Annotated in this window: 18 protein-coding genes; 7 read left to right on the top strand and 11 right to left on the bottom strand. The window is 46.6% G+C overall.

Annotated features, from left to right (window positions below; translation table 11 throughout):
* Positions 1-190: 190 nt before the first annotated feature.
* From PIL01S_RS16795 to PIL01S_RS16785, 3 genes are read left to right on the top strand one after another with little or no spacing between them, the layout of a single operon-like run.
* On the top strand, positions 191-1,327 hold the full coding sequence (locus PIL01S_RS16795) for a GerAB/ArcD/ProY family transporter (protein ID WP_127538490.1): 1,137 nt from the start codon (positions 191-193) through the stop codon (positions 1,325-1,327).
* Complete coding sequence (locus PIL01S_RS16790; protein WP_127538489.1) at positions 1,284-2,786, top strand: spore germination protein; 1,503 nt, start codon at positions 1,284-1,286, stop codon at positions 2,784-2,786. The genes PIL01S_RS16795 and PIL01S_RS16790 overlap by 44 nt, the downstream gene beginning before the upstream one ends.
* Positions 2,783-3,946: a Ger(x)C family spore germination protein gene (locus PIL01S_RS16785; protein WP_127538488.1), complete on the top strand. Its 1,164-nt coding sequence runs from the start codon at positions 2,783-2,785 to the stop codon at positions 3,944-3,946. The genes PIL01S_RS16790 and PIL01S_RS16785 overlap by 4 nt, the downstream gene beginning before the upstream one ends.
* A 105-nt stretch (positions 3,947-4,051) precedes the next feature.
* On the opposite strand, the gene PIL01S_RS16780 is transcribed toward PIL01S_RS16785, so the two are convergent.
* From PIL01S_RS16780 to PIL01S_RS16770, 3 genes are read right to left on the bottom strand one after another with little or no spacing between them, the layout of a single operon-like run.
* Positions 4,052-4,552, bottom strand: a complete 501-nt coding sequence (locus PIL01S_RS16780; protein WP_127538487.1) for a hypothetical protein — start codon at positions 4,550-4,552, stop codon at positions 4,052-4,054.
* Positions 4,553-4,562: 10 nt separating this feature from the next.
* Positions 4,563-5,138 carry a hypothetical protein gene (locus PIL01S_RS16775; RefSeq protein ID WP_127538486.1) on the bottom strand — a complete coding sequence of 192 codons (576 nt, stop codon included), beginning with the start codon at positions 5,136-5,138 and terminating at the stop codon, positions 4,563-4,565.
* Positions 5,139-5,182: 44 nt separating this feature from the next.
* Complete coding sequence (locus PIL01S_RS16770; RefSeq protein ID WP_127538485.1) at positions 5,183-5,545, bottom strand: hypothetical protein; 363 nt, start codon at positions 5,543-5,545, stop codon at positions 5,183-5,185.
* Positions 5,546-5,801: 256 nt separating this feature from the next.
* Here PIL01S_RS16770 and PIL01S_RS16765 point away from each other — a divergent pair, with 256 nt between their 5' ends.
* Positions 5,802-6,344, top strand: coding sequence for a hypothetical protein (locus PIL01S_RS16765; RefSeq protein WP_127538484.1), 543 nt, complete (start codon positions 5,802-5,804; stop codon positions 6,342-6,344).
* Between the two features lie 98 nt (positions 6,345-6,442).
* On the opposite strand, the gene PIL01S_RS16760 is transcribed toward PIL01S_RS16765, so the two are convergent.
* From PIL01S_RS16760 to PIL01S_RS16735, 6 genes are all read right to left on the bottom strand, one after another.
* Positions 6,443-6,724 carry a hypothetical protein gene (locus PIL01S_RS16760; protein ID WP_127538483.1) on the bottom strand — a complete coding sequence of 94 codons (282 nt, stop codon included), beginning with the start codon at positions 6,722-6,724 and terminating at the stop codon, positions 6,443-6,445.
* Positions 6,725-6,796: 72 nt separating this feature from the next.
* Positions 6,797-7,081 carry a hypothetical protein gene (locus PIL01S_RS16755; RefSeq protein WP_127538482.1) on the bottom strand — a complete coding sequence of 95 codons (285 nt, stop codon included), beginning with the start codon at positions 7,079-7,081 and terminating at the stop codon, positions 6,797-6,799.
* Between the two features lie 288 nt (positions 7,082-7,369).
* A complete protein-coding gene (locus tag PIL01S_RS16750; RefSeq protein WP_127538481.1) occupies positions 7,370-8,659 on the bottom strand; it encodes a galactokinase in 1,290 nt (429 codons plus the stop codon).
* A gap of 178 nt (positions 8,660-8,837) precedes the next feature.
* Positions 8,838-9,614, bottom strand: coding sequence for a hypothetical protein (locus PIL01S_RS16745; RefSeq protein ID WP_127538480.1), 777 nt, complete (start codon positions 9,612-9,614; stop codon positions 8,838-8,840).
* Positions 9,615-10,141: 527 nt separating this feature from the next.
* Complete coding sequence (locus PIL01S_RS16740) at positions 10,142-10,357, bottom strand: hypothetical protein (protein WP_127538479.1); 216 nt, start codon at positions 10,355-10,357, stop codon at positions 10,142-10,144.
* 16 nt (positions 10,358-10,373) lie between these two features.
* Complete coding sequence (locus PIL01S_RS16735; RefSeq protein ID WP_127538478.1) at positions 10,374-11,711, bottom strand: WXG100 family type VII secretion target; 1,338 nt, start codon at positions 11,709-11,711, stop codon at positions 10,374-10,376.
* A gap of 267 nt (positions 11,712-11,978) precedes the next feature.
* On the opposite strand from PIL01S_RS16735, the gene PIL01S_RS29530 reads away from it, so the two are divergent.
* Positions 11,979-12,134, top strand: coding sequence for a hypothetical protein (locus PIL01S_RS29530; protein ID WP_164764256.1), 156 nt, complete (start codon positions 11,979-11,981; stop codon positions 12,132-12,134).
* 80 nt (positions 12,135-12,214) lie between these two features.
* On the opposite strand, the gene PIL01S_RS16730 is transcribed toward PIL01S_RS29530, so the two are convergent.
* Complete coding sequence (locus PIL01S_RS16730) at positions 12,215-12,694, bottom strand: DinB family protein (protein ID WP_127538477.1); 480 nt, start codon at positions 12,692-12,694, stop codon at positions 12,215-12,217.
* A gap of 176 nt (positions 12,695-12,870) precedes the next feature.
* On the opposite strand from PIL01S_RS16730, the gene PIL01S_RS16725 reads away from it, so the two are divergent.
* Both PIL01S_RS16725 and PIL01S_RS16720 read left to right on the top strand, forming a co-directional pair.
* Positions 12,871-14,415, top strand: coding sequence for a stalk domain-containing protein (locus tag PIL01S_RS16725; protein ID WP_127538476.1), 1,545 nt, complete (start codon positions 12,871-12,873; stop codon positions 14,413-14,415).
* A gap of 39 nt (positions 14,416-14,454) precedes the next feature.
* Positions 14,455-14,901: a hypothetical protein gene (locus tag PIL01S_RS16720; protein ID WP_127538475.1), complete on the top strand. Its 447-nt coding sequence runs from the start codon at positions 14,455-14,457 to the stop codon at positions 14,899-14,901.
* Between the two features lie 149 nt (positions 14,902-15,050).
* On the opposite strand, the gene PIL01S_RS16715 is transcribed toward PIL01S_RS16720, so the two are convergent.
* A complete protein-coding gene (locus tag PIL01S_RS16715) occupies positions 15,051-18,509 on the bottom strand; it encodes a glycoside hydrolase family 2 TIM barrel-domain containing protein (protein WP_127538474.1) in 3,459 nt (1,152 codons plus the stop codon).
* Between the last annotated feature and the right edge of the window lie 2 nt (positions 18,510-18,511).

Here is an 18,511-nt window from a genome sequence, read left to right as displayed (position 1 = left end):
GAAGGAAATATATGTCCGTTCTACCCGGGAAGATGTACGGCATGATGGCAAACGCTGCGGAAAGGAAGACAAAAATTGTCTGATTGCTATGCTTTTGAACGTTTTACTTCAGAAGCAGATTCAGAAGAATCAAAATCCCATATGCTGTACAAGCTAACGGAAACTTCCTTGGACGGAAAGGAGGATTCCCATGAGCCGTGAAAAGGGTGAAATCACGATATGGCTGTCCTTTTCCATCATTCTGCTCAGTGCCGGACTCGTATGTCACGTGCTGTCTATCCCGGCCATTCTGGACCAGGCCGGCAGAGACGGGTGGCTATCTGTAGCGGCTGCTGCGCCTTTTTTCATGCTTTTTCTATGTATGATGTTCGTAATCATTCGCCGGGTACGCGGACAGCGCCTGACGGACTGGATCACGCGGGAGTTCGGTGCTGTATTTTCCTGGATCTTCCGTATTTCAGCCTCTCTTCTGCTGCTCGCACTTGCCACGCATACCTTATATGAGACAACGAACTGGACGGTATCCACCTATCTGCAATTCACCCCGCCCTACGTGCTCGCAGGAGTGGGCGCGTTGGTTGCGGCTTGGGCTGCTGCCAAAGGAATCCGCTCCATTGCGATGACTTCAAGCATCCTGCTCCCCTTTGTCATTCTGCTCGGGTATTTTGTGATGTCTGCCAATATGAAATACAAGGACTACGGACAGTTGTTCCCGATCATGGAATATGGTGCCGGTCCTGTCATGAAAGGCATGATCTATTCGCTCGCAGGGCTGATGGAGATCTGGATCCTGATGCTGTTTCAGCACGATGTGAAAGGCAAAATTCGTTGGTGGCATATACTGCTGCTGGGATTATTCATGCTCACCATGGCGGTCGGCCCCACCCTGGGAGCTATTGTTGAATTTGGTCCGGAGGAAGCGGCCAAACAGCGAAATACTCCTTATGAACAATGGAAACTGGTGAATATCGGAAAACTGCTCCAGCACGTAGACTTCCTATCCATCTATCAGTGGCTGAGTGGTTCTTTTGCCAGAGTGGCTATCTCCATATATCTCATTGTGGATCTGCTTGATTTTCGGAGGCCGAGAAAGAGGTACATTGCAGTACTGTCCATCACCTTCATCATGTGCTTCATAGCCGTACAGTGGTGGCGAATTGATTACGTCGACTATTATGTGAACCACATTCAGTTTCCTGTGATGCTCGCTTACGTATCCATTGTCACCGTCCTGTTGACTCTGGCCGCGCTCATACACAAAAAAGACAAGGAGGCTCCTGCCCATGCCGATCACAACCACACCCAAGAAGGACCATCAACCGGCTGAGCCCTTTCGAATCAATGAACATAGCCTGAAGACGTTTTTTGCCGGATCGGATGATGTCATCATCAGCAGTCACATGATCGGGGAGTCTCCCGTACAGATTATTGTCGTGTATTGCAGCGGTATGGTGGACAGCAAATCCATATACGATATTATTCTTCCTGAATTGTCGCGCGCTTACGAGCGTACGCACTTCCTTCGTACATCGGATATTGAGAGATCCATTACCCTTCAATGGACCCGTATGGATTTGCAGGATACGCTGGGTGCAGAACTGATGTCCCTTCGGGTATTCGAGGGGCATATGCTCATCTGCATCCCTTCCCTTCAGACGATGTGGAGCATGGATATCTCCAATATTCCTACACGTACACCGGAAGAATCCACCACTGAGGTATCCATCCGCGGATCAAGGGATGGCTTTATCGAACGGCTATCGGTGAACATCGCCTTGATTCGTACACGTCTGCGTACAGCCGATCTGGCCTGTAACATCGAATTAATCGGTTCACGTTCCGTGACCAAAGTGGCTCTCATGTATATCAAAAACATTGCCAACCCCGATCTGATTGACGATGTCCAGAATCGGCTGCGCAAGATTGATACGGAACGAGTCATGACCGCCAACGAGCTGGAAGAATTAATTTCTCCTTCGAAAATTACGCTGTTCCCGGTCACCCACTACACCGGCAGGCCCGATTTTGCAGCAGAATGTCTTCTGAATGGCCGCTTTATTCTCATCGTGGATGGCAATCCAAGTGTCATTATCGGTCCGGTTAATCTGTTTCTGCTTCTCAAATCTCCCGAAGATGCCAGCTTCCCCTTTTTGCCGGTGAATGTGGGCCGCATGCTGCGCTTTATCGGATTATTGGTGACCATATTCCTGCCTGGTTTCTATATCGCTCTAACTTCATTTCATATGGACCAGCTGCCCTTTCCGCTGGTTGCCACGATCTCGGTTGGACGAATGGGGCTGCCTATGGAATCTGGCGTAGAAATGTTTCTCATCATGCTTCTGATGGAGCTGTTCCGGGAGGCAGGGGTACGGCTTCCCAGTGCCATTGGTCAGACACTAACCGTGGTTGGTGGATTGATTATCGGGGATTCAGCCATCCGCGCCGGCATGGTTTCACCACTCATGATTGTCGTCATTGCCGTCACGGTCGTCGCCGGGGCAACGATTGTGAATCAGGTGATGACCAGTTCGGTTCTGATTCTGCGCTTCTTCTGTTATGTACTTGGAGCGTCCCTTGGCATATACGGGTTCATTCTGTCCATTATCCTGTTCCTGATCTATCTGACTGATCTCAAGTCATTCGGCATTCCTTACCTGACACCACTGACGCCACTTAATTTCAAACAGGCCCTCGCTTCCCTATTCAAGCTGCCGAAGGGCTGGATGAAACGCAGACCCGTGTATCTCGAAACGCAGAAGCCACGCAAAGATGGTAATGATCGATGAAACGGCAGATACGCCGTTGGTCGTTAGGTCTGCTCAGTCTTGCTCTGTGTTTCGTGACCAGCGGGTGCTGGAGTGCCTATGAGATCCAGCAGGTCGACTACGCCAAGGCAATCGGCGTCGATTATAAAGACGGAATGTATCACGTGTACGTGCAGACCATGGACTTTGCCAGTGTAGCCAAGAGTGAGAGCTCAACCAAAAATGAGGAACCCCCTCCCATATGGGTTGGGCATGCAACGGGCAAAACATTGAACCTGGCTATAAACGAACTATTCCGGAGTGCCCAGCTCCATATTGCCTGGGGTCATGTGACGGCAATCGTTATGGCCGAAAGCATTCTGACAAGCAATCATATCAAGGGTGTGTTTGATATGCTCGGACGCTTCCCGGAATCGCGATATACCACTTGGGTGTATGGCACTCGTGAACCGCTGGAGAATATTTTGAGTGCGACATCCATCTACAATATGTCGCCGCTGGACAGCATTCTTCACAACCCGCTTCCCAGCTTTCTGGAGGAGTCTCTTTTTCCTCCGGTGCTCAGTTTCAAGCTCATTGCCACCCATAACGATCCGTCCACAACAACCTATCTGCCATGTATTTCACTGAATAAGGAGCATTGGTCGCAGAACAAAAAGAAACATGAACTGTTTGTGATTGAGGGGGCTTTTTTCGAAAGAACCGGCAATAACTTCGAATATTTGCCCCGGCCCAAAATTCCAGGATACCACTGGCTGCTCAAGGATCTGCGGCGCGCACCACTGATTATTGAGAGAGACGGAACCACCTATGGCGTTCTAAGTGTGGGCCTGCCCAACATCAAGATTAATCCTGTCGTTCAGGGGAATGAAGTACACTTCAATATTGATGCCAAATATTTGACAGCCTTGTACGAATATCTCACTCCCATTTCCTATGATGAAATGGTTCATTTTAGCGAGAAGACGTTGCGGGATCAGATCCTGCAAACATACCGTCAGGGTCTGAAACGCGGTGTCGATATCTATGGCCTTGAGGAGAAGCTGTACCGCAAGAATCCAAGCCTGTGGCGCAAGCTATCCAATAATGGTTCGAAGATGATCCTTACGGAAGACTCCATTCAGAACCTGAAAATCAAGATCACCATCCCCTATACGGGAAAATTCCAGAGGAGAGTATAGCAAATCAGAAGCAGTAAGCCCGCTTGTTTGGTTAGAACCGAACAAGCGGGCTTATTTTTGTGTTAAGAATTGTTTGCTTGTAGGAAAAGGAAGATGAACAAGAGCTTATGGACTGTTTTTACGTACATTAAGTTCCATTAGCCAGCCAATGAATGTAGACAATGACAGTCCGAACAGCAGGATGGGAGCATTGTAATAAAGAGTATTCGTATATTGATTCAACCAGCCAAAACGGTATACCGCCGAGCTCGGATCATTCGTAAATCCACCTAGCTGCACTCGCAGGTCCTCAATCATGAGCAGCTCCAAAAAGACAGACAACACACACAGCAGTACAGCAGCCAGAGGCACCATCACATGCACTTTCCCAACCCAGCGCTGACGCTGATCATATAGCCACCTTTTGAACAGCGACACCGTCCAGATACACAAGATCAGAAACGTAAGAAGGGACGGAAACAAGATGAGTATCCCTGGGTTACCATTACCGGAAATTCCTCTGCCGGCTTCATGCTGAAATGTTAAGCCATGTACGGCAAAGATCATAAGTATATTCCAGAGCAGGAAAATGAAGTAAGGTTTGTTGATTCGTTTTATACGATTCACGAGGCTCCTCCTAATCTTCGTTCTCCTTCGATGAATAGATCACTTGGCCTACATTGTCCAATCCCTGTATATCGAGCTGTATCCCCGTTGTCGGCTGCTGAATTATGGCGTACCATAACCTCTCTTGATTCTTATTCGAGGATTCAAGAATATCTGCTTCCACTTCCTCAGACGATGAATTCAGCTCGTATCGAAGGCGCAGTTTCGTTATCTCCGGATCGTGGACATATCCATATGCAACATCGAACGCTTTTCCATCGGACATCTGGTATCCTGAGCTATGAGAAGATATCGGCTCAGTTGGATTATCCTGAAGAACGTCCTGTGGCAGAATGACCAGGGATGACCATGGCTCTTGCTCAATCAATCCGGATGCTAAGCCGTCAGCAGTGGTATTCTGATATAAAACCAGATGAGTTCGTGAATCTATGGGGGTTACAACCATTACCTGGTCTGAATGAATGCCATTCTCGCTTAGCATGGAATCGATATCCTGTGGAGCGCATGAACGGATCAAAAGCAGGAGCCCTGCGAGTACCAATGCATACAACGTGATATATGCTCCCCGATTCTTTTTACGTTCCATATGTACCCTCCTTCCTTACGTTGAAACGCGATGTAACTTTCCCATCACTTCTTATAATAATCCATGATCCGCAGACGAGTGGTCAGGATCAGTGTCTGAGGAATGAGCACGAAAACGATATATATCATGACAATTAACCATAAATGTGCCGCAAAATTCTCCGCACCGAAAGATGGCTTCGGACGCTCAATAAAATACCACCAGCACGGGATGGCCACAAACCAGGTCAGCCCTGTCGAGATGAACATCTCCTCAATCCCGCTCCACAGAAAGCAAAATAAAGCAACAAAGATAATGGGACCCGCCCATGATTCCAATATGGGTCCCCAGCTCTGAAAGATGAAAATAATGGCGGGATACAGCAGCGTAAAGGTCCAGCGCCAAATTGAGTTGTTGTAGATGCGCATTGCTTCCTCCCTTCTTATGAAGCAGTTAAACTTTAAGGGTAGTGTACGTCCTACCGAAAACAAAGCTCAGCAAAAATAAGCTAAAAGTCTGCAATTTATGACATCAAAGTACCATCAATAAAGAATTAATCTAGGCTGTTGTTACCAGAACATTTGGGGATATGCGTAATTGCAGGAAAGAAATTCTGCAGAATAAGCATGATTCGATATATGTTGGCTCATACTACCTTCAGGAATAAATAGAAGGAGTGACAACATGAGGTTGAAAAGCATCATTGCAGTCGGTGCAATCCTGACCTGTTCATCTTTACTATGGGGATGCGGGAATAACGGATATAGTGCAGACCAGGCATCACAGCAAAATGAACCAGAGGTTCAAGTTGAGAGCTGGAATGACCCCAAGCGACTTGAAGCTTCTCATCTTGAGGCACTGGAGCGTATGGAGAAAGATCATATCCACCGAATGGTCTCATTGAGTGCAAGTACCGATGGGGATCAGGTGATGACCACACTCGAACGATCCAGTCAAAAGCTTGAGGAAATGAGACCACTTGCTGAAATGCTTCAGCATGAAGGACACCCAGCATTGCTGCAGCGAATTCAGGACATGTCAGGTGATATCGAAGGATCCAAATCAGCACTGACCGAGATGAAAAAGAACCCTGGAAACGGTAAGGTCAAAATCCAGTCATCCAAAACCGATGCTCTGCATCATATCAGCAGTTTCCGTGAATATCATCAGTATATGCAAGGGCAAGTGCAGCCTCTGGAACAGAAACACCCGCAAGGGTCACACTAAAATAAAGTTAACTCAGAGAACCGCTAACCATTGGAATGCTCCATTCTGGTGATTTGCGGTTCTCCTTTTTTCAATAGAATTCAATAACTTCAAAACACCTACTCCTCTTCGCTCGCACCCAGATATGTTAAGAACGCTGCCAGCGCAATGACGACGTAAATGTTAATCCATACTTTCGCAGCCTCATAGGTCATATTGAAGAACCCCAGATACACAAAATCTTCACCCTGTTCAACCGATTGGAATACAAGCAATAGACACAGTAATATGCAGTACACCACAACCGTTAGTGCGCTGATTCTTAGTCTTCTTCCTTCATCCATTCGAAAGATCAGCAGAGCACCGAATAGAATGGCAATCAAAAAAACTACAAATAACATAAGTACCTCCCTTGTCTCTTGATGTCAATCTCTTGCTCCCTATACAAGGTAATTACCCTCTCGGCTTCAATCTCATTCCAACCAAAGCGACACCCATATGAACATGCTAAATAACAGTACAGGCGTAAGTGCACCCGTCGCTAAAATAACCCAAAGCGTTACCGGTTTTACATTTTGAAAGTAGGTGTCGAACTTATGCATTCGTCCTTTTCGCCATTTGGCAAACTTGAGCTGTCTGATCATTCGATTCAGGACTCTTTGCCGCTGCTCGCCATCCTCTATATCCTCCAGTTCACGCCTCAACTCTTCATATAATTGTTCCTCTTCAAGCTCTGCCGCCACTGTGGATGTAATCATCCTCCATACCCTCCCCTTGTCAAAACGTACTGAAAAATTCCTCGGTTACATGTTAAATACCCTCTCAGCATCAGCCCGCCGTTTCTAAGCCACTACCTAATCAACACGTAAATCATCTTCAAAGTTTGGACTTTAGTCGAAATTAAAATAAACCAAAAAGCCCGGGCAGGCCCGGACTTGGTTAAACACTTATTTAGTCTTCTGATTCGTTTGTTCACGTTCTACAATCATTTATGTTTGAAGCGCTACACGTTACCCATAAATTTAATGGGAAGAATGACTTTGCGCCTAGCTGATCAATTCATTCAGGCATACTGCACCCTGTGCACGCACGTTAACGACAATAATTGGCGTTTCCAGCATGCCGTGCATCCAGGACATGTACTCCTCGACTTTGTCGTTTGGAAGAATCGTCAGGATAACTCCTGCGAATCCACCACCGTGTATACGGCAGGCACCATCGCCCAGGTTTTGCAGATAGTTTTCGGTCAGTGCCAGCGCAATCCCAATCTCCTGCTCCTTCACGGAACCACTCTGATATACATTCTGGAGCCACTTCCAGGACGAGTTTCCTGACGCTGTAATCAAATTCAGGAAGTCTGCAAAGCGTCCATCCCTCAGCGCCTGCACCTGGCCATCCACCCGGTTATTCTCCTCCAGGAAGTGAAGTGCACGCAGTACCGCACGATCTCCCGCAGCTTCACGGACCTGCTTGAGGTTCGCGTAGATGTTCTCCGCTGTAATCTCCCGAACATACTCTTGGCCCAGCGCCTGAGCAACCGCTCTCATCTCATACGGCACAGCAGCGTAATCTTCGGTCAGATCGGCATGGTTTCCGCCTGTATTTACAATCACCAAGGAGTAGCCATTCTGTTGGAAATCCCACTGCACAGGTTCAATGACAGGTTCAGCCGGGTTCGCAAAATCAATCGCGATCAGACCACCATAAGCACAAGCCATCTGATCCAGCAGACCGGACGGTTTATTCCAATATTGGTTTTCCGCATACTGACCAATCTTGGACATTACCACAACATCCAGTGATCCTTCGTTGTAGAAATGATTCAGAATCGTACAGATCAGCATCTCGAATGAAGCTGACGAGCTTAGACCCGATGCGGAGAACACGTTACTGGAGATGTACGCCTGGAAGCCGCCCACCTTGTATCCAAACTCTCCAAATCCCGCAGCCATACCGCGAATCAACGCCGTCGTACCGTCGTCTTCTGCCTTCGGGGTCAGATCTGTGAGATCGATTACATATTTCTTGTCATAACCTTCCGAATAAAAGGTAATCATGGATTCCGTGGTTGGTGCCGCCACCGCTATCGTATCCAGCGTAATGCTGCCTGCCAGTACTTTGCCATGGTTATGGTCCGTATGGTTACCACCAATCTCACTGCGTCCTGCGGCGCTAAACAATTTGCTGCCCTCTTGTACACCAAAGTACTCTCCAAAAGAAGCGTTCAGCTTCGTGTAACGTGCAGTCTGTTCCTCGACCTGCTGCTGTCCGTACATTTGAGCAAGCAATGCTTGGCCTTCTGCGGACTGGATTAGTTGTAATGGTTGTGTCGTCATCTCTACTCCTCCTATGGGTATGTAGCGTTTATTTTGGCTGTGGGTGAAGACTGTTTTGCCTTTGGTTTCTTGGCCATATTCCTCTCCCATTATCTCAGCTTCGCTCCTGAAAAGGTAGGGCAGAATTGAAAGTTTGTAAACGTTTTATGAAATGTATTGGATGTGTCGTGCAATAGGGTTAACCTTTTGTATTTTCAACAGGTTCAACTTCAATCTGATCAACGATGAACTCGCTCTTGGCCTCGTCATATGCGTAGGTCACATTAAAATCACATACATATGTGGGGGATATGCCGACAGATCCGGAGAGATGCAATTGAATTTTCTGATTCTCCAGCCTGTAGATTGTTACACCCCCAAATCCAAGCTCATCTTGCTCGTAATTCGGAGCTGGATCGAAATCATAATCGAAGTTATAGGCTTGTCCTTGTGCTTCTACTGCAATCGCTAACGTACCATCTCCGTTCTTCGCAACACGCGATTCAATGTAATTCGCTACGATATCCTCGTAACTCTGCACTTTAATTTCGGAGAAATCTTCGGCGCTCACGACATGGATATCGTAATTATTTAAGCCGGTTCCTCGTCCAGTCTGGATGATTACTACAGCTTCTTCCTTACCGTCCCCCGTAAGATCCGTATAATGTACCTGCGGGTCCGTTCCCATATCCCCAAGATAGTACCAATCAAAGTCTTTGGTATTTCCATTGATCTCTAGAGTGAATATATGGTGCGAATCTTCTTTTGCTTCCCGATTATCATAGAGTTTTACTTGTTCACCTTCCGACGATCCGAGCCAATGTAATGTTGGATTTGTTTCTTGCTTTGGCTCTATTGTTACCTGACGGCTTGGCGATTCTGATTGCTCTGGCGGATTAGATCCTGTAGTGTCGGCCTCACATCCTGCAACCAAAAACGCACCCATCAGTAACCATACTGCTATTCCCTTATTCACCGATTAAATCTCCTTTCATCTTTTGACACAGGGTTCAGTACCAAGGCCAAATGGATTATACTGCAAAGATATCCATTTTTGGTTTTTTAAAAAAAATAGGTGACTGATGATAAGTGGCAACTAAGAAAAATATAAATGCTATTATCCTTAGATATTGGTCATTATCTTGTGCTACTTCGACTCAATTTTAATAACAATAAATATATTATATTTTGCTTAAATTACTATTTAAATTTAAATAAAGTATTCATTTAAATAAGTCTTGGAGCATCGTCGTCACCTATGTTTTTACTATAATTATCGTCCACATGTTGAAGATTTCATTAGTTGTTTTGAATATAAAAAAAGCACCCTATGCCGTTCTGTTGGCTGGTGTGCTCGGAACATTTTATCACAATTTAAAAATCATATTATATTTTTTATATTGAAAGATATTAGCTTTTGTAAGAACGGATTATTAAATATTGTATCTATGATCACCGTCCTTGATTAATATCTTAATCATCAAAAACGACAATAGATATACGCTATTTTTTCTTGTTGGTTAACCCTAGTTTATCCAGTAGATTCCCACTACTAATGTTTATTCTTAGACGATAGTCCCCATTAGGACAAATCACAGCTGGAGGAAGGCCTTGCTCAACTGATTGGTACATCAATATTTCTCCACAATGAGGGCAGGGCACTTCCTCTCCTTTAGTTATTCGATTTAAAATTTCTACATCTGTCATCTTGCTATCCAATATATTTCCTCCTTTTCTAGCGATATGGTATGTCGGGGTAGATTGTTTTCACCTCTTCAATAATAGCTCGTACCTCACTATATTTTAACTTATCTTTCACATGTTTTAATTCACGCATAAATGCCATAACTTCTTCCCGCTGAGTATAATTAGCATTATTCAAGGAATTATGAGTTACCTCATGGATAATGGTTCGAGCTGTAACTGATACAGATTCTGTAGCTCTTACAAATATCCTCGCAGTATTTGTGCTTGTGTTAGCCAATCCATAAATTCGGTTACCCGCCTGATCTGTTGGTATTTCGCCATAATCCAATCTAACTTTTATTTGGTTTTTCTCAATTAAGTCTATAGTTTCTTTGCCAATTGCAGATTTATTTAATTCTCGATAAATATGTTTTGGTGCAATTTTTTGGCCTTCTGGAGCATACGTATCTTCTCTAAATAAGTCAGTAGGTTTAGCATAACGTATACCTCTACTTTCTGCCCACTCCTTAGGAACATCAACTTTTCTAAAATTAGTTCCAACATTAGTTTTGCTGCTTAAACTCACCTTCTTATTCGAAACAAATCCTAGCAAACTACCTTTCATACCTCCTCCTTTTGAGAGGACAGCGCTTGTTGCTACGCCGAACATCGCTCCTGCCTTTAATTCCGCATCATGTTGCATATACTGATTGTTTAAAGTTAGGAATGTTTCATCGTCAATAGGCGTTTTGAGCTTATCAGCGACTTCATGTATGTCTTCAGCATCATAGCCTCTAGATAACCAATAATCTCTTGAACCTAACTTATCATCTGTCGCACTATAATCGTTGAAGTATTCTCTCAACCCTACACAATGTAGACCAAATAGTGGGTATTGATCAGGATTTGATAAAGCATAGTTGAAATATTCAAGTGCCTCGTCCAGCTCTTCTGTAGCTACAGCCATTTTTTCACGCTCAAGTTCAGCTTCAACGGCCGCTTTATGCTTCATAAGCTCCCAGTTTTCGCTTACTTTTTGGGTTAAATAATCCCATGTCTGCTCCGTCCTATGAGTTAGCATCCTCCATGCTTCCTGGGGGGTGTCCGGTAAATGAACTTCACCCGAGTCCGCATCAGTGAAAAGAATGACGATCCGCTCCAGCTCTTTCGCTGTATTTTGGATCACTGCCAAAATCATATTCATGCGATTCTCAGCCTCGCGATACTCATATCTGAATCTCTCGACCGAGTGACCTTCCAATCCAAGCATTACACTAGACAACGATGTATTTAATCTATTTAACACATCACTGAGTCTCACGTGTTCATTATGAAATTTTTGTGCTACTTTCCTTAAATGATCTGGCGGGACCTGAATTCTTCCCATATGTATCTCATCCTCTATAAGTAATAAATGATATATTATAACAATATCTAATTATTATACAGGCACTATGATTAATTTTATGAGGTACTAATGTACTATGTTAGACGAAATATTTAAAGGTATTACCCCGCCATCAGCAACATCAACAGTCACAGCTCCCCTACTTTCCTCTCATCTCAAAACTCTTCCAAAACCTTATACATTGGTTAATATATGTTACAGTTCCAAAAAAGCCAAAGCCTCATTTCCAGAAAGGAGCCTGTCCACTTGAACAAAAAAAGTGTCATCATTGCTATAATCATCGGCCTTATTGTGTTCATTCTCCCCATCATACTGTACTTTGCAGTTGAAGTGTCTGACGAATCAGCACCTCCGGAACATAGCACTCACTTTCCATATACACTGGAACTGAAAAAGAGTTAATTCATGATCACCATGAGTTAACTCTTTCTTATTGTCTATTCCAAGGCTTTTCCCATCTACAATTTTAATATATATAGGCCTCAACCCACTGAAGATACACTCAGACATCTGCGAATAGATTGAATGTACCCCAGATGGTACCACTCATGATAGAGCGTACGGGGAATCACTTCGCCAATTGTACTCATGCCTAACTCGCTCTCACGGAGCAGCGGCTCTTCCAGACGACCTGTGAATTTGTTTTTCAATTGGTCTGGTTGTGCCCTTAGACGCTCCATCAATTCAGTCCAAGATGGGGGTGCGGCATCCCATGTTGCCGGGCTTGTCCCATAACCGAAAAACTTTGCGTAGTCCGCAGGAACTTCCGAGTCATCAGCAATGAGATAGTGAAACCACATATCTTGGTCCAAAATGATGTGTCCCACATTCCACAGGATGGAGTTATTGAATCCCTTCGGTACATCATGAACCTGTCCCTCATCCACAGAGTCGCACACTTCTAGCGTAAATTGCCTCACATCCTGCAGTTGATTCCATAGTACATCTTCACTAAACTTCATGATTCATCCTCCTTTTCTCCCTTACCTGAATTGTTCATCGATTCACATAGCTAGATCTAAAACATTTTCAATATATAGGCATTTTATCATTTCTCTGTAACTTCTTCACTCCCAAGAGCGTTTAGAAATATAGAAAAACCACAGTCCCCTAACCCACTCGAAAAAGAGGCGATTTCATGAGCTGGCCGGAGCCATCTGATCATAGAACTAACCCAGAACAAAATTCCTTCATACCACCCGATCCCCCTGTAAAAGGTAAACCAGCTCGTAGATGGCGCCTGGCGGTCGCTTCTACTTGGTTAACCACAACCCTATTAATGGGACTGGGTCATGACTCCATATCATACGCAGCAACAACTCCGCTGCCACCCAGCGGTACATCTACGGTCCATACCACCTCAGCAACCACAGAAAACAGACTTACATATACCGCTGTGGAGGGGGCTCATTATTATACGATCGCACTGCGAAGTGACGGTTCCGTCTGGGCTTGGGGTCGGAATATGTTCGGAGAGCTTGGTGTCAGTGAAGACATCCGCTACCGCCATACGTCCAGTCCCGTTCGCATTCCGGGAATTTGGAATGTCATAGCTATTTCAGCCGCAGGAGGTGGGATTAACGCCGCCGTTCAGGCGGATGGAACCGTGTGGGAATGGGGCGCTGGTAAACTCCCCTATCAAGTCGAAGGCATCTCCTCTGCGAAGGATGTGGTGACTGGTTCTTTCAACATCGCCCTTCTTCGGAACGGTACAGTTATGTCATGGCAGCGCCAAGGGACTCAAGAAAACGATTCGGAAGTTATACAACGTCCACACGCCGTAAGCGGATTGAAAGAAATCATTCAGGTAGGATCATCCGGCCAACAAGGATATGCCTTGAAGAAGGATGGCTCCTTGTGGACATGGGATGAACCGAACCAACCAGATAAATCCCCATCCAAGCCAGCCAAGCTAAAGGGTCTGTCCAACATATCATCGATCACTAGCACAGATATGTCCCTGCTTGTACTGGATCAGAACGGGAAAGTGTGGGGCCTGGACGAGAAGGGCAAGCCAGTTTCTCTGCATCACGACCTCAAGGTAAAGCAGATGGACGGGAATTCGCAATATATCCTGCTGTTAACCACTTCGGGTGAGGTGTACAGCTACGGGAGGACGGTTACAGGCAAAGAAGGCAGAGTTAAGCATCTGTCGGGTATTACCGATATCTCGGCAGGGTATCACCACAATCTGGCCTTATCCTCCAATGGAACCATCTGGGGTTGGGGAAGTGACAAGTATCAGGAGGCTGGAGCACCTGCAACATCATCTGGAGGCATGGTTTACCAACCCATTCAGGCCAAGCTCGGCATCGATGTGTATATTAACGATGATCTGTTCCAGTCCACGTATTCGGCAGTCCAAACCCAACATACCGTTCAACTTCCAGTCAGAGCCGTATCCGAAGCGATTGGGGCAACATTTGAAATGAACAAGGTAAACGGACTAGTCGAAGCTTATTCATTTCAATATGAAGATCGTACCGTCACAATCCGTCCCAACGAGACGGTGGCCACGGTGAAATCCTCCTCTTCCTCTACAGCTCAATCCATTTCATTACCAGAACCAACGGGCAATTATTCGGGTGCGACGACCGTTCCCTTTGAAGTATTCGAGGCCCTGGGGCTTACTGTGAACTGGGATGAAGAGACAAGCAAGCTAACTATCCAAAGTGATACGTAGCAACGAGATCATTCATAATGTACAGGAGGATTCATTACAATGTGGTTAAAAAAGATAATAGGTGCAGGTATCGTTTTCTCTGTCCTGCTCATGCCCGTAAATAAATTGGATGCGGAAAGCAGAATCCCTGCTGAGCCGTCATCTAAGGTAGCCAGTGCTTCAGAAGAATCAGTAAAGCCGGATCCGAATGCCCTTCTCATCCTTGAGACTCATCATCAAGGCCGTGCAGCATACACTGGCAGTTTCACGATGGTTGCTGACAATGGAACACTTGCAGACATCATCATTGAAAATCATAGTAATCACCCCATGTATATGAACCTGTATGTCGACGACTACAGTGAGCCTATGGAGACCACGATCAGCAAAAACAGTGAAAAAACCGTCAATCTCCTTGCTTTACAAGACACTAGTGTCAAGGTGTATATCTACAGCAGAATAGGGCATGAAATGGACCTCTCCATACGGGCAGAACAATTCCGTTAATCCTTAATCTGTCGAATATTTTACATACCAAAATCCCCTTCACGCGTGCGGTACAGGTTCACTTGAACACGAACTGCACCACCTTGAAGGGGATCTATTTTCACTTTAGTTTACTCTTTACTATAGAAGCATCTGTTTCTTAAAACCACTTACTTCTCAAACCGGAACCATCCGAAGTCAAACTGACTTCCCGGCAGGAAGATAAAGGTTACTTTTTGCTCGCCTGATACCTGTTCAAGCTCAAATACCCGCTCCTCATACCCTTCCGAGTGCGTGAACTCGACCAGCTGATTGCTCTGTCCATCTTCGCCTGCGAAGCGGATATGAATCGTGTTCTTATCAATCGGCGAGCAGCCATAGATGACGAGCTTCGACGTGCCTTCTGTCGTAAAGTCCATGTTTTCGAACTCCAGTGACACGTTGTTACCGATCCCCTCTACATACTCATCCTGGATCGAGAACGTATCGCCGTAGAGATGGTCGCATGAAGCGGCTGTATTTTGCTCAAATGCACGACTCTGACGCTCGAATGAGAAGCCCTTGATATGAATCTTCTGCTTCAGTACAAAACAGATCGACGTAATGCCGCTCAGCCGCTTGGACAGCTGGTACGTCTCTTCCTGATACACATTCCATCTGGATTCCTTCTGGTAGACCACGTCAGCCAGCAGCGTGCTGCCCTCTTCATCCGGCATACCCTCCCAGATTTGCAGGTAATAATCCTCGCTGGAAAGTGCAAAGATCGGAATCGTAATGGTATCGGAGCCGTAAGGTCCGAAGTCGATATTACGGAATCCGACATGCGTCTCCCCATCACGACTTGTCGCTACACCGCGTTCGTTGCCGTTACCGACATCGCCTTTGGTGTAATCGTACAGTCCACCAGTAATGAAGCCGTACGGATCTTTGTAGGCTGTACCCAGACCAGTTGCTTGGAATTCAAGCTGAGAGATCAGTTTGGTTTTGTCCGTACCATTGCTGCTCGTTGCACGAAGGCGGAATTCGCCATCGCCCAGCGCTGACACGCGTACTTCCAGACCGTTCGCTTCGACCTTCGCAATGTTGGACTCAATACCGGCATCGTTGACAACAGCCCACTCAATGTCACGGTACGACGTGTTCTCAGGATACAGCTTGGCGGTAACCACCATCTCCTGGATCGACGGATCGAAGGCTTGCCCGGCTTCACTGATAATTTCGATTTTCCGCAAAGGAATCTCTTGCGCACGACCGGTGAGGACCGGACGTTCTTCGTTCTTGGTTAACACGGTTTGTCCCTGAGTTGCAGCAGATGCGGACGTACTCATGACTTCGCCATCCACTGCCTTCGATTCGAACTCGGCTACTGCACCCTGGAGTCCTTCGGAGGTCACTTCGATCCGGATGCTGCCCGGTTCATGCGTTGCCCCGATGATTGCCATCAGCTTGCCGCTGAACAATCTTCTGCTCAGACCTTTATACGGATCATAGTCCGTGCTGTCCCCGTTATCCAGACCAAGCAGTCGTCCTGCACCTGTCACATGAACTTGTACACGGTTGTTTGCATTTTGCACAGGGTTGCCCACTTCATCCTCCACTTGAATTTCAACGAAAATAAGATCGGTTCCATTCGCTTGCAGCTGCTCTTTATCCGCTTGCAAACGAACCTTCTGGGCATCCGTGTAAGATCGCTGTACATCCGTTGCGATAATTTCCCCGTTCTCATCATAAGCGATCGCTTTCAGCTCGCCCTCTTCATACGGCACTTTCCACCAGCCGACCAGCTGGGTTCCGTTCGCATGATCAATATCATACGTGCCGATCGTCTTGCCGTTCAGCTGCAATTCGATCTTCGGCGCATTACTGCACACGCGTACATCAATCAGCTGACCAGGGCTGAAATCCCAGTAAGGGAACAGGTGCACCATCGGGCTTTTTTTGTAATCGGTCCAGGCCGCTTGATAGATATAGTAGGAGTCTTTGGGGAACGTTGCCGTGTCCAGCTGTCCAAAATATGAATTCTTCGTATGGTATGGCGTCGGCTCTCCAATATAATCGAACCCCGTCCACAGGAATTGCCCCAGTGAATACGGCCGATCCCGTTCGGCCAGAATGCAGTATTCTGCGGACTTCGCACCCCAGCTTGTCGTACTGTTGCCCAGTGCGGAGCACTGCTCGTCATCATCTGCCAGGATGGATTGCTCGAACGGGAAGTGATAGATCCCGCGGCTCTGCACCACAGATGATGTTTCACTACCGTAGATGATCCAGTCCGGGTGCTCCTCGTGATGCTTGTCGTAATATTTCTCCGCATAGTTGTAGCCTGCCAGCTTCACGATATCCGCGCATTTTTGCGCATTTTCCCAAGGCATGTAGTTGGAACCGATGGTTATGCCTGCGTTGCCTTTTGGATCGAATTCCAGTACATACTCCATCAGCATTCGCGTTACTTCCTGTCCCCGTTCATCGGCGTGGGTATCATAGATTTCATTCCCGATACTCCACATGACCAGACTTGGATGGTTGCGGTCACGCTTCACCCAGCTCTTCACGTCCGTGTGCGCCCATTCCGGGAAAAATCTCGCATAGTCATAAGGCGTTTTGGATCTTTCCCACATGTCGAAGGCTTCCGAGACGATCAGCATACCCATCTCATCTGCGAGCTCCATGAACTCCTTGGCAGGCATATTGTGCGCGGTCCGGATCGCATTGACGCCCATCTCCCGCAGCAGGTTGAACCTTCTGCGAAGTGCCGTCAGGTTGAAAGCCGCCCCCAGTGCGCCCAGGTCATGGTGTTCACACACGCCGTTCATTTTCATCTTGACCCCGTTCAGATGGAAACCTTCGTTCGGATCGAGCTGGATGTCCCTGAAGCCAATTCTCTGCGATACCGATTCAATCGTCTGTACATGCTGGTCCGCATCCGTCACTTGCAGTTCTGTCACCAGTTCATACAGATTCGGTTCATCGGTGCTCCACAGTTTCGGGTTCTCCACCACAATCTGCTGACGATCCGTTACTGCTGTATCTCCACCTGCAGCAGCCGTAACCGCCGCTGTATTAGTCGCAATAACCTGACCCGCATATCGGATCGTATGCACAAGCTGTGCGCTCTGATCGATATTCAGCTCCGTGTCCAGTTCAACCTGCCAGCCCGCGGGCTGCTGCTTGATGGATACGTAGATGCCATCGGTTACGATATGATTGCGGTCTCTCGTTTTGAGCCATACATTGCGATAGATTCCGGCTCCGGAATACCATCTGCTGTTCGGGCTCTGATGCACCACTTTTACGATAATTTCATTATCGCCTTCCACCAAAGCATCCGTGATCTCATGTTCAAACGCGGAATAACCATATTTCCACTCCCCGACCAGCTGGCCGTTCACATATACGGAAGAGTTCATGTAAACGCCATCAAAACAAAGCAGAAGCTGCTGATCATCCTTCGTGTACGGGAATGTCTTGCGGTACCACCCCATGCTGTCTTCGTACAGGTCGAGCGTATTGTAGATCAGCCAGTCATGGGGAAGCTCCACAGGCTCGAATGCCAGTCCCGCAGGGTCCGTAACATCCAGTTTGGTTTTCGCAAATTGCCACCCATCGTTAAAAAGCTTTTTCTGGTTCATCG

Source organism: Paenibacillus illinoisensis NBRC 15959 (assembly GCF_004000925.1).
Lineage (GTDB): Bacteria > Bacillota > Bacilli > Paenibacillales > Paenibacillaceae > Paenibacillus > Paenibacillus illinoisensis.
Note: the sequence above shows the minus strand (reverse complement) of the source record. Positions and strands in the feature narration are given on the sequence as shown.

Bases quoted from the DNA above. Each gene is read 5' to 3' on its own strand.
- PIL01S_RS16730 (WP_127538477.1), bottom strand. From the start codon at position 12,694: ATGAAGTTTAGTGAAGATGTACTATGGAATCAACTGCAGGATGTGAGG.
- PIL01S_RS16750 (WP_127538481.1), bottom strand. From the start codon at position 8,659: ATGACGACACAACCATTACAACTAATCCAGTCCGCAGAAGGCCAAGCA.
- PIL01S_RS16760 (WP_127538483.1), bottom strand. From the start codon at position 6,724: ATGTTATTTGTAGTTTTTTTGATTGCCATTCTATTCGGTGCTCTGCTG.
- PIL01S_RS16775 (WP_127538486.1), bottom strand. From the start codon at position 5,138: ATGGAACGTAAAAAGAATCGGGGAGCATATATCACGTTGTATGCATTG.
- PIL01S_RS16735 (WP_127538478.1), bottom strand. From the start codon at position 11,711: ATGGGAAGAATTCAGGTCCCGCCAGATCATTTAAGGAAAGTAGCACAA.
- PIL01S_RS16795 (WP_127538490.1), top strand. From the start codon at position 191: ATGAGCCGTGAAAAGGGTGAAATCACGATATGGCTGTCCTTTTCCATC.
- PIL01S_RS16765 (WP_127538484.1), top strand. From the start codon at position 5,802: ATGAGGTTGAAAAGCATCATTGCAGTCGGTGCAATCCTGACCTGTTCA.
- PIL01S_RS16790 (WP_127538489.1), top strand. From the start codon at position 1,284: ATGCCGATCACAACCACACCCAAGAAGGACCATCAACCGGCTGAGCCC.
- PIL01S_RS16725 (WP_127538476.1), top strand. From the start codon at position 12,871: ATGAGCTGGCCGGAGCCATCTGATCATAGAACTAACCCAGAACAAAAT.
- PIL01S_RS16770 (WP_127538485.1), bottom strand. From the start codon at position 5,545: ATGCGCATCTACAACAACTCAATTTGGCGCTGGACCTTTACGCTGCTG.
- PIL01S_RS16715 (WP_127538474.1), bottom strand. From the start codon at position 18,509: ATGAACCAGAAAAAGCTTTTTAACGATGGGTGGCAATTTGCGAAAACC.
- PIL01S_RS16785 (WP_127538488.1), top strand. From the start codon at position 2,783: ATGAAACGGCAGATACGCCGTTGGTCGTTAGGTCTGCTCAGTCTTGCT.
- PIL01S_RS16720 (WP_127538475.1), top strand. From the start codon at position 14,455: ATGTGGTTAAAAAAGATAATAGGTGCAGGTATCGTTTTCTCTGTCCTG.
- PIL01S_RS16755 (WP_127538482.1), bottom strand. From the start codon at position 7,081: ATGATTACATCCACAGTGGCGGCAGAGCTTGAAGAGGAACAATTATAT.